This is a genomic window from Pseudomonas sp. TMW22080 (assembly GCF_022496745.1).
Lineage (GTDB): Bacteria > Pseudomonadota > Gammaproteobacteria > Pseudomonadales > Pseudomonadaceae > Aquipseudomonas > Aquipseudomonas bubulae.
In genome coordinates this window covers 26,011-36,204 of sequence record NZ_SCFF01000009.1, presented here as the reverse complement: position 1 = coordinate 36,204, position 10,194 = coordinate 26,011, and the positions used below count along the sequence as shown (strand labels likewise).

The 10,194-nt window shown below is 58.5% G+C and carries 8 protein-coding genes and 3 tRNA genes; 3 read left to right on the top strand and 8 right to left on the bottom strand.

What is annotated here, in order from left to right:
- Positions 1–37: 37 nt before the first annotated feature.
- The 3 genes from EQV96_RS23180 to EQV96_RS23170 all read left to right on the top strand — a co-directional run bounded on the left by EQV96_RS23180 (position 38) and on the right by EQV96_RS23170 (position 452).
- Positions 38–114: transfer RNA gene (locus tag EQV96_RS23180), tRNA-Asp, on the top strand.
- 166 nt (positions 115–280) lie between these two features.
- A tRNA-Val gene (locus EQV96_RS23175) sits at positions 281–356 on the top strand.
- A 19-nt stretch (positions 357–375) separates the two neighbouring features.
- A tRNA-Asp gene (locus EQV96_RS23170) sits at positions 376–452 on the top strand.
- A gap of 96 nt (positions 453–548) precedes the next feature.
- Here EQV96_RS23170 and EQV96_RS23165 read toward each other — a convergent pair.
- The 8 genes from EQV96_RS23165 to EQV96_RS23130 all read right to left on the bottom strand — a co-directional run bounded on the left by EQV96_RS23165 (position 549) and on the right by EQV96_RS23130 (position 10,141).
- Positions 549–2,954: a TonB-dependent siderophore receptor gene (locus EQV96_RS23165; protein WP_095032470.1), complete on the bottom strand. Its 2,406-nt coding sequence runs from the start codon at positions 2,952–2,954 to the stop codon at positions 549–551.
- 77 nt (positions 2,955–3,031) lie between these two features.
- Positions 3,032–4,018, bottom strand: a complete 987-nt coding sequence (locus tag EQV96_RS23160) for a FecR family protein (protein WP_095019620.1) — start codon at positions 4,016–4,018, stop codon at positions 3,032–3,034.
- A 6-nt stretch (positions 4,019–4,024) separates the two neighbouring features.
- On the bottom strand, positions 4,025–4,543 hold the full coding sequence (locus tag EQV96_RS23155) for a sigma-70 family RNA polymerase sigma factor (RefSeq protein ID WP_095003108.1): 519 nt from the start codon (positions 4,541–4,543) through the stop codon (positions 4,025–4,027).
- Between the two features lie 205 nt (positions 4,544–4,748).
- Positions 4,749–5,483: a phosphoadenylyl-sulfate reductase gene (locus EQV96_RS23150; RefSeq protein WP_095003109.1), complete on the bottom strand. Its 735-nt coding sequence runs from the start codon at positions 5,481–5,483 to the stop codon at positions 4,749–4,751.
- 68 nt (positions 5,484–5,551) lie between these two features.
- On the bottom strand, positions 5,552–6,895 hold the full coding sequence (gene pabB / locus EQV96_RS23145; RefSeq protein WP_240882452.1) for an aminodeoxychorismate synthase component I: 1,344 nt from the start codon (positions 6,893–6,895) through the stop codon (positions 5,552–5,554).
- A gap of 188 nt (positions 6,896–7,083) precedes the next feature.
- Positions 7,084–8,067 carry an alpha-L-glutamate ligase-like protein gene (locus EQV96_RS23140; protein WP_095003110.1) on the bottom strand — a complete coding sequence of 328 codons (984 nt, stop codon included), beginning with the start codon at positions 8,065–8,067 and terminating at the stop codon, positions 7,084–7,086.
- On the bottom strand, positions 8,067–9,599 hold the full coding sequence (locus EQV96_RS23135; protein ID WP_095003111.1) for an inactive transglutaminase family protein: 1,533 nt from the start codon (positions 9,597–9,599) through the stop codon (positions 8,067–8,069). The genes EQV96_RS23140 and EQV96_RS23135 overlap by 1 nt, the downstream gene beginning before the upstream one ends.
- Positions 9,600–9,604: 5 nt before the next feature.
- On the bottom strand, positions 9,605–10,141 hold the full coding sequence (locus tag EQV96_RS23130; protein WP_095003112.1) for an ATP-dependent zinc protease: 537 nt from the start codon (positions 10,139–10,141) through the stop codon (positions 9,605–9,607).
- Between the last annotated feature and the right edge of the window lie 53 nt (positions 10,142–10,194).

Below are 10,194 nucleotides of genomic sequence, written 5' to 3'. Positions count from 1 at the left end.
TCCCGTCATCACCCACCACTTGCTTTCAATGTTACGCGCAGCGGTAGTTCAGTCGGTTAGAATACCGGCCTGTCACGCCGGGGGTCGCGGGTTCGAGTCCCGTCCGCTGCGCCATATTCTGAACACAAGCCCCTTGAACGCTTGTGATCAACAAAAAGCCTGCCTTGTGCAGGCTTTTTTGTGTATGCATGTTTTCTTTGATTGATAAAAAATTCAAATAAAACAACCACTTACACAAATAGTGTGAGAGAATGCGCCCCGCAACGAAAGTGAAGTACATGGGTGATTAGCTCAGCTGGGAGAGCATCTGCCTTACAAGCAGAGGGTCGGCGGTTCGATCCCGTCATCACCCACCACTTGCTTTCAATGTTACGCGCAGCGGTAGTTCAGTCGGTTAGAATACCGGCCTGTCACGCCGGGGGTCGCGGGTTCGAGTCCCGTCCGCTGCGCCATATTCTGAACACAGGCCCCTTGAACGCTTGTGATCAACAAAAAAGCCTGCTTAGTGCAGGCTTTTTTGTGCGCGGGTGTTTTGTGGTGTGTGGGGTTTAGAAATCCCAGCGCGTGGTCACCATCACATTGCGAGGGTCACCGTAGTACGACGAGTTATAAAAACCGATATTGGTGTAATACGACTTGTCGAATGCGTTGTTCAGATTGACCGTGGCCGACAGGTTTTTCGAAATCTGATAGCGCGCCATCAGATCAACCAGCCAGTATGGGTCCTGGGAGAATTTTTCCACGGTGCCGCCCTTGTTCCAGTTGGTCAGCATCTGCCAGCCGGTGCTCTGCCAGCGAACGCCGCCGCCCAGGGTCAGTTTGTCCAGATCGCCGGTCAGCTTGTAGCTGGTGTACAGGTTGATCTGGTCTTCCGGTTCCCAGGTCGAGACCTTTGTGCCGCCCTGGTCACGGCTGACCTTGTGGGTGTACCCCGCCTGCAATTGCCAGCCTGGCATCAGCTCACCGGAGATCTCTGCTTCGTAACCCTTGGTCGTGGCCTTGATACCTTTGTAGGCGTAGTCGATGTCCGGGTTGGTCGGATTGCCGTTGTAGGCCATGTCTGCTTCAGGACGGTTGTCCTGATGCACTTCAAAGTAGGCCAGGCTTGAATTCAGGCGGCCATCAAAGAACTCGCCTTTCAGCCCCAGCTCGTAGTTGGTGCCTTCATCCGGCTCAAGCATCTTGTTGTCGCGATCGCGGTAATACGACTGCGGCAGGAAAATCTCTGTGTAGCTGGTATAGGCCGAAATATTGTCATTGATGTCGTAGATCAGGGCTGCGTAGGGCAGCACTTTGCCCGTGTCCTTGGCGTGGCTGGTGCCGGTCAGGGTGTAATTGGCCACCCGGGTGCCCAGCATCAGTTTAAGGTCGTCGGTCAGGCTGAAGCGGCCGGTCACGTATGTACCGGTCTGGCGTGTTGTTTCATCGTTGTATGAAGTGACATTGCCCCAGTCCGGCTCAAGGCTGTTGCCTTTCCAGTTGTAGTAGTCGTAGGCGTTGTTGACCATATTGGCATTGGTATAGTCCTTGCCAGTCCAGTGTGATTTGGACACCGAACCACCGACGACCAGTTCATGTTCGCGCCCCAGCAGGCTGAACGGACCGGTGGCAAACAGGTCACCGCTATCGCTGACGTATTCGCCGGTGTATTTGCGGGCGAGCATTTTTGCCAGCCCGGTAGTGGCGTCCGGGTCAAGCAGGGCGCCCAGCGGGGCGTTATAGCCGTTGATCTGGTGGTTGTACTGGCCTTTGACTACCCAGCCGTTGGCAAAGTTGTGTTCCAGGGTTGAGAACACCGTGCGGGTGTATTGCTCCCAACTGCTCCATTTGGCGCCATTGTTGAATGAGCGCGGGGTGCTGATCCGGTCACCTTTGGAGTTGAACAGTGATGCGCTACCTGACCAGCTGGAACCTTTGGGGTTGTTGTCCTGATAATCGGCACCCAGGGTCAGCAGGGTGTCGGGGCTCAGATCCACTTCAAGAATGCCGTAGTAAACCTCGCTGTCACGCTTGTAGTGATCCATGAATGAGTGCTTGTCCTGGTAAGCCGCCACGGCCCGGCCACGCACATTGCCGCTCTCGGTTAATGGCCCGCTGACATCGATTTCGGAGCGGTAGTTTTCCCAGGAGCCTGCGCCCACATCGATATGGGCCTTGAATTCGCGGGTCGGTTTTTTGCGCACCATATTGATGGTACCGCCCGGTCCGCCAGCGCCGGTGAGCAGGCCGGTTGCGCCTTTCAGGATTTCGACCCGGTCATAGATGGCGGTGTCAGTCAGGGTGTGCCCGGCCGAGTACTGCGGGTCTTGCAAGATGGGGATGCCGTCGTACTGGAAGTTCTTGATCGCAAAACCACGGGAGTAATAGCTGGTGCGATCGCTGTCATAGGTGGCCACGGTGATGCCGGGGGTGTGGCGCATCACGTCATCGATGGAGTTCATGCCGAAATCGTCCATGGCCTGGCGGGTCACCACGGAAATGGACTGGGGGGTTTCCCTTCGCGTCAGTACCATGCGTGTTGCTGTCGCGATGGAGCCGGGGGTGTAGGAACCGGTGCCTTCGGTGATAGTCCCGAGCTGGTTGGCGCTGACCTGGGTGGCGCCCAACTCCAGTGCGCCGCCTGCCGCGGGCAGGGCGTCGAGCCTGTAGCCGTTGGCGCCTTTGACCATGGTATAGCCGCTGCCCCGCAACAAGGCTTCGAATCCGTCATGTTCGTTGTAGGCACCCTGCAGGCCCGGAGTCGACAGGCCTTCCAGGTTGCTCGACTGAAAAATGATCGCCACGCCGGCTTGTTGCGCGAAGCGGTTCAGTGCGTTGCTCAGCGGGCCTGCGGGTATGTCGTAGCTCTGTACGGCTGCAGTTTGTGCCTGGGCAGTGGCGGCGTATGCCACGCCAGCCGCCGACGCAACGATCAAGTGAATCGCCAGCGCAAGGGGTTTGTAGGAGGTCAGCATGGAAGACGTAGTCCTTTATGAGTCGTTGTTACCTACCTTGACGGCTGACTCGACAAAAGCGGAACGAATGGGAATTATTATTTTTCAGGGGTGTGCAACTGGCTGATCACAACCAGCCAGGGTGTGTAGGTTTTGATCTGCAGGGGCAAGGTGTCGGCGATCAGTTGCAACGCCCGGTCGGTATCGTCCAGAGGCAGTACAGCCGAGACGCGCAGGCCGGCCAGGGTGTTGCGATCAAACTGCAGGTGCCCGCGTCGATGGCGGGAAATTTCATCAAGCACCTGTGGCAGCGGCTGATCTTCAACCACCAGTTGATGGCGCTCCCAAGCCTGATCGATGCTGGCCGGGGAGATGCTGCCAGCCAGTTCGACCGAGCCCTGGCGAATCAGCGCCCGGGAGCCTGCACTCACCTCCAGGGTTTGCTGCTCGTTCGCGCTTTGCGCGGCGACGCGAGACTGCAACATGCTCAATACGGTGGTGTCACCCTGGCGCTTGACTACAAAGCGGGTGCCCAGGGCGCGCATGCTGCCTTGGGCTGTTTCCACGAAAAATGGCCGGGCGCTGTCATGGGCGACGTCGACCAGTACTTCACCTTGCAGTAGTTCAATGCGCCGCGCCTGGCCGTCAAAATGTACATTGAGCGCGCTGGTGCCGCTGAGGGTAATGCTCGAGTTGTCGGCCAGGCGCTGTGTTTTCCAGTCATTGGGGCCGGTGCTGATATCGGCCAGCCATTGCTCGGGATAATGGCTTTGCACCAGCAGGGTGGCCGGCAGGGCCAGGCAGCCGGCAATCAGCAGGGCGCGCAAGGCATGTTTGCGTCGGGTGACTGCCTTGCGCCCGGCAAATGCGGCATTGAGCGCTGCCTTGGCTGGCGTCGACTGCTGGCGCAACGCCTGTAGGCGGTTGATGACATCTTGCATGCGCCGGGCTGCGGCGGCGTGTTGCGGGCTTTGCTGTTTCCAGCGCTCGAATTCCAGGCGCAAGCCCTCGCTGAAGCCTTCCTCGTGCAGGCGAAGGATCCATTCGGCGGCTTGTTCGTCTATTGAATCGGGCTGTTCGGGCATGCGGGCTCAGGTGTTCAGGCTGTGGCTGCAATGCAGCAGGGCCTGGATAAGGTACTTGCGCACGGTGCGGTCAGACAGGCCCAGTTGCCGGGCGATTTGGCACTGGGTCAGGCCGTCCAGGTAATACAGCACAAAGGCCTGGCGGGCTTTGTCCTGCATGCCTTCGAGAATAAAGGCGATCTGCTCCAGGGCTTCCAGGGTGGTAAGAATTTGCTCGGGTGATTGATAGCCTTCGAGTGCCTCGGCGGTCAGCGCAAGTTCTTGCAAGTAGGCGTTTTCTATCTGTTTGCGGCGCACCTGATCGATGATCAGGCGGCGTGCCGTGGTGCTCAAAAAGGCCCGGGGCTCGCGCAGGGTGGCTACCGACTCGCGGGCATTGAGAATTCGGGCGAAGGTGTCCTGGGCCAGATCGGCGGCATTTTGCGCGCAACCGAGCTTTCTGCGTAGCCAGCCAAACAGCCAGCCGTGATGCTCGCAGTACAGTTCGGTAATAGCGCTCTGGTAGGACGGTTCACCCGAAGACATAGGACGCTGCCTAAATGTTATTGAGAATAATTACCAATTCTCAACGAAAGTCCGGGGTAAACGCAAGGCGGGCGATGAAATGTAACGGTCACTTGCAACTGTGGGAGCGGGCTTGCTCGCGATGGGATCGCCTCGGTGTGGCAGGTACACCGCGTTGTATCCATCGCGAGCAAGCCCGCTCCCACAGAGTGTGGAGGCGGGTGTTTTAGTTCTTCGCGATCAAATTGCCGGCATGCAGCCCGCATTCTTTTTGCGTGGCTTCTTCCCACCACCAGCGGCCTTCGCGCTCGTGCTGGTTGGGCAGTACCGGACGGGTGCAGGGCTCGCAGCCGATGCTGATAAAGCCGCGTTCATGCAGGCTGTTGTAAGGCAGCTCCAGCATGCGGATATAGCCCCAGACTTCCTCGCTGGTCATTTGTGCCAACGGGTTGAACTTGTACAGCGTGCGCTCGGGTGTGGAGAACGCGCCGTCAATTTCCAGGGCGGCAACCTGGCTGCGGGTGCCGGGGCTCTGGTCGCGGCGCTGGCCGGTGGCCCAGGCCTTGACCGTCGACAGCTTGCGTCGCAGCGGCTCGATCTTGCGTATGCCGCAGCATTCGCCATGGCCGTCTTTATAGAAGCTGAACAGGCCTTTCTCTTTGACGAAGGGTTCGAGCTTGCTTTGATCCGGCGAGATCAGCTCGATCTGGATCTTGTAATGCTCACGTACCTGTTCGATAAACCGGTAGGTCTCGGGGTGCAGGCGGCCGGTGTCGAGGCTGAACACCTTGACGTTCTTGTTGAGCTTCCAGGCCATGTCCACCAGCACCACGTCTTCGGCGCCGCTGAAGGAGATCCAGAGTTCGTCGCCAAAATGTTCAAAGGCGAGTTTGAGAATATCTTGCGGGGACTTGCTGGCGTATGTCGCGGCGAGTTCGGCGACGTCAAACGGATGGCTCATCAGGCGGCTTCCTGCAGTGAATGGCGCTGGGCGCTCTCTAGTCTCGTGATCTTATCAAAAAGCGCGGGCTACAGGGTTTGCAGCGTATCGAGCAGTACCTTCACTTTGGTGATGGATTCCTGGTATTCATCCTGCCAGTCGGAGTCGGCCACAATGCCGCCGCCGCCCCAGCAACTGATGCGCCCGTCCTTGACCAGCAGGCTGCGGATGGCGATGGAGCTGTCCATTTCGCCACGCACGTCGAGGTACAGCAGAGAGCCGCAGTAAATGCTGCGTCGGGTGGGTTCCAGCTCGTCGATGATCTGCATGGCGCGGATTTTCGGGGCACCGGTAATCGAGCCGCCCGGGAAGCTGTCGCCAATCAGGTCCAGGGCGTCTTTGCCATCGGCCAGTTCGCCGATCACGCTGCTCACCAGGTGATGGACGTTGGGATAGCTTTCGAGTGTAAACAACTGCGGCACGCTCACCGAACCGGTGCGGCAGGTGCGCCCCAGGTCGTTGCGCAGCAAATCGACGATCATCAGGTTTTCTGCGCGATCCTTGGGGCTGGCCAGCAGTTCGGTGGCGTTGGCTGCATCTTCGCGGCTGTCTTTGCCCCTTGGGCGGGTGCCTTTGATCGGTCGGGTTTCCACTTGATTCTGACTTATCCGTACAAAGCGTTCAGGAGAGAGGCTCAGGATCGCGTTGCCGCCCGCCAGGCTCATAAAGCCGGAAAAAGGTGTGGGGCAGGCCGCGCGCAATGCGCCATAGGCACTCCAGGCATCGCCCTCGCACTGGCCGCTGAAGCGCTGGGTGTAATTGACCTGATAGCAGTCGCCCGCCTGGATATACCGATGGATCTGTTCCAGAGCCTGCTGGTACTGGCTGGCGCTGATATCCGGTTGCATCGGTTGCTTGAGATTGAATGGCTTGTTGTGCGACGGGGCAGGCTGGCTGAACAACTGGATCAGGCGCTGGCGCTCTGCTGTTTCGAGGCTTGGGTGAAATACAAGCTGGCTGGTGGCTGCATAATGGTCACTGATCAGCGCCCAGGCATACAGGCCCAATTGCGCTTCGGGCAGGTGCAGGTCATCCCGGGCGTTGGCGGGCAGCTGTTCGAGTTGTCGGCCAAAGTCGTAACTCAGGTAACCGATCAGACCGCCAGCAAACGGCAGCTCGTATTCGTCCGGGAGGCTGGCAGCGCCCAGTTGCTTGAGGCCTTCACGCAGGCGTTGCAGAAAGTCGCGCCCCGACTCGTCTGGCTGCAGGGTCAGTTCTGCCTCAGGCCATGCGCTCATCAGGTCAAAGCGACCACGGTCTGCAGTGGGGCGGCCACTGTCGAGCAGCACGGCGCCGGGTGCATTGCGAATGGCCGAAAAATAGTCGGCAGGGTTGGCGAGGTAAGGCAGCGGGTGTACGGAGCAGGTCAACATGCGCAGCAAATCAGCCATCGGAGCGGGGGGCTGATTGTAGTCCTGTGCAGGGTTGCAAATCTATGCGGCTTGTGGGAACTGCGAGAACTGTGGGAGCGGGCTTGCTCGCGATAGAAGTGACGCGGTTTAGCAGGTAAAGCGCGTTGATAGCATCGCGAGCAAGCCCGCTCCCACAGGTGTGAAAACGCTTATTCGGGCGGGTGAATATGGCCGAACAGTTCCTGGGCAAAGCGCACGCGCTCTTCCGGTGTTTCCTTGATGCCTTTGGCGGCCAGTTCTTCGAGGTGGGCCTCGACTGCGTGGGTGCGCAGGGTCAGGCCGCAATCGTTGGCAATCTGGATATTCAGGCCCGGACGGGCGTTGAGTTCCAGAATCAGCGGGCCTTTATCCTGATCGAGAACCATGTCCACGCCGATGTAGCCCAGGCCGCATAACTCGTAGCAACCGGCCGCCAGCTTCATGAAACCGTCCCAGTTGGGCAGTTGCACGCCGTCCACCGCGTTGGTGGTGTCGGGGTGCTTGCTGATGATGTTGTTCAGCCAGGTGCCACGCAGGGTCAGGCCGGTGGCCAGGTCGACGCCAACACCGATGGCGCCCTGGTGCAGGTTGGCCTTGCCGCCCGATTGCCGGGTAGGCAGGCGCAGCATGGCCATTACCGGGTAACCCATCAGCACGATGATGCGGATATCCGGCACGCCTTCGTAGCTGATGCTTTTGAAGATCTGGTCCGGGGTTACCCGGTATTCGATCAATGCCCGGTCCCGGTGACCGCCCAGGGAGTACAGGCCGGTGAGGATGCTGGAAATCTGATGTTCGATCTCTTCATGGCTGATGATCTTGCCCGAGACGGTACGGAAGCGATCTTCGAAGCGGTCCGCGATCACCAGAATGCCGTCACCGCCCGCGCCTTGTGCGGGCTTGATCACGAAGTCGTTGCGGTCACCGATGATGTCATCCAGCTTTTCGATTTCTTTCTCGGTGGAAATCACGCCGTACATCTCAGGTACGTGAATGCCCGCTTTGATTGCACGTTCCTTGGTGATGATCTTGTCATCCACAATCGGATACAGGCTGCGTTTGTTGTACTTGAGTACGTAGTCCGCATTGCGCCGATTAATGCCCATGATGCCCCGGGCTTCCAGGGCCTTCCAGGTCTTCCAGAAGCCGAACATCAGGAGTCAGCCTTCAAGAATGCTTTGAAACGCACCAGTTCGGTCAGGCGGTAGCCACGATAGCGACCCATTGCCAGCATGAAGCCCACCATGATCAGCAGGATCGCCGGGAAGGTGAACACGAAGTACACCAGTTCCGGCACGCTCATGACCAGATACGCCAGGGTGGCTGCGAACAGGGTGCCGATCGCGACCTTCATGGCATGCCCGCCACCGCGCTCTTCCCAGGTGATCGACAGGCGCTCGATGGTCATCGTCAGAATCACCATCGGGAACAAGGCGACTGAAAGCCCGCGCTCCAGACCCAGCTTGTGGCTGAACAGGCTGATGGCCGCGATCAGGATAACGACAAAGGTCAGTACTACAGACAGGCGTGGCAGCATCTGCAGCTTCAAGTGTTCAAGGTAGGAACGTAGCGTCAGCCCAAGTGCGGTGATCACCGTAAAGAGGATGATGCCGAAGCCCAGTTGGGTCTCGCGGAAGGCCAGGGCAATCAGTACCGGGGTGAATGTGCCCAGGGTTTGCAGGCCGATCAGGTTGCGCAGAATCAGGATCACCAGTACCCCGATCGGGATCATGACCATGATCATGAAGGTTTGCTGGGTCTGCAGCGGCAAGCCGTACAGTGAGTATTCGAGGAAGTTGGCGTCGGTGTTTTCGTCGGTCAGCTTGGCCAGGCGAATGGCGTTCATTTCGCTGTTGTTCAGGCTGAAGGTAACGTTGGCTTTTTTGCCGCCATCGACGGTTACCATCGGTTCGTCGCCGATCCACCACAGCAGGCGGTCGGATGGCAGGCCCTGTTCGCCGGTTTCCGGGTTGAAGTACAGCCAGTCGTTGCCGTTAAAGCTGCGCAGCCACAGTTCCGGGGTTTGCGGCTGGTCGGCCACCAGGCGGATGGTGTGGACTTTTTCCATTGGAACGTGGGCAATCGACAGCAGCAGCTCGATGATTTGTGCCTTGTGCGCAGTCGAAGGATCACCCGCCAGCAGCAGTTTCACGTTGTCATCATTGGCATTGCTGACGCGCTTGATGGTTTCGCTGATAAAGGTTTCGACATCGGCCGAGTGCTGGCGGATAGGTGCAAGCAAGGCTTCGGCGGCGATTTTTTCCGGGCCTTCCACGGCGATGCTGTCGCGGAACACCGGGCCTTTGACCTTGGTCTTGTCGCCCGAGTAGCGCTTGGTCAACACCAGGCGGTAGTACAGGGTTTGCTTGCCACTGACCCGGCGTGCCGACCAGGTGACCTTGCGGTTGCCGTCAACCCGGTTGACGCTCACCCCGTAGTTGTTGGAGATAAAGCTCTCGTTGAGGCTGACGTAGTCGCGGTTAAGCGGCGGCACGAACATCTGGATCTTGACCGGGTCTTTGGAGCTGGCGACGAACTCGACCTTGGCGTCGATATTCCACAAGTCGTCCGTGGCGTCTTCGGTCACAGGAATGCCGAGGACGAAAATCTGATAGGCCGTAATCGAAATGCCCAGCACCACAAGGATGGTGATCAAGATTTTCAGGTGAAGGGTAAGAGCGCGCATTTCAATTACTCTGCGGTTTGAGCGTTGGCGACGCAGGCAGGTTTGCCAGCAGCGTATTTAAGGCTTGGGTCGACCAGCGCATCAAAGCGTTTGAGCGCTTCGGAGCCAATCAACAGCGGGTATTGGAACGCACTTCTATCGGTCAAGTTCACTTCGATGGTGCGTAAAGCCTTGCCCATGCAGATTTCCAGGGAAATAACCGGGCGCGAGGTGTAGTTCTTGTCGGACTCAGGATCGTAATCACCCGAGCGTCGCTTGATCTTGCTGACACGGGCCAGCGGGCGTTCGATGGGGTGCGAGTGGGCATCATCGATGGCCAGGTAAAAGCGTACCCAGCTCTCGCCATCACGCTTGAAGCGCTTGATATCTCGGGCGCTGAGCGAGGCGGTCTTGGCGCCGGTGTCGAGTTTGGCCGCCACCTGCAGGTCGATACCTGCCAGTTCAGCGTATTCGTTGAGGCCGTACACGGTTTTTTCGCCAGCCAGGCTCAGGCCGGGTATGCACAGCAGGAAGGCGAGGATATAGAGGGGAAGCAATTTCATAAATCGAAGCACGTCTCTTGCAATCTTCAGTTCAAGGCGACTGGCAGGAGCGC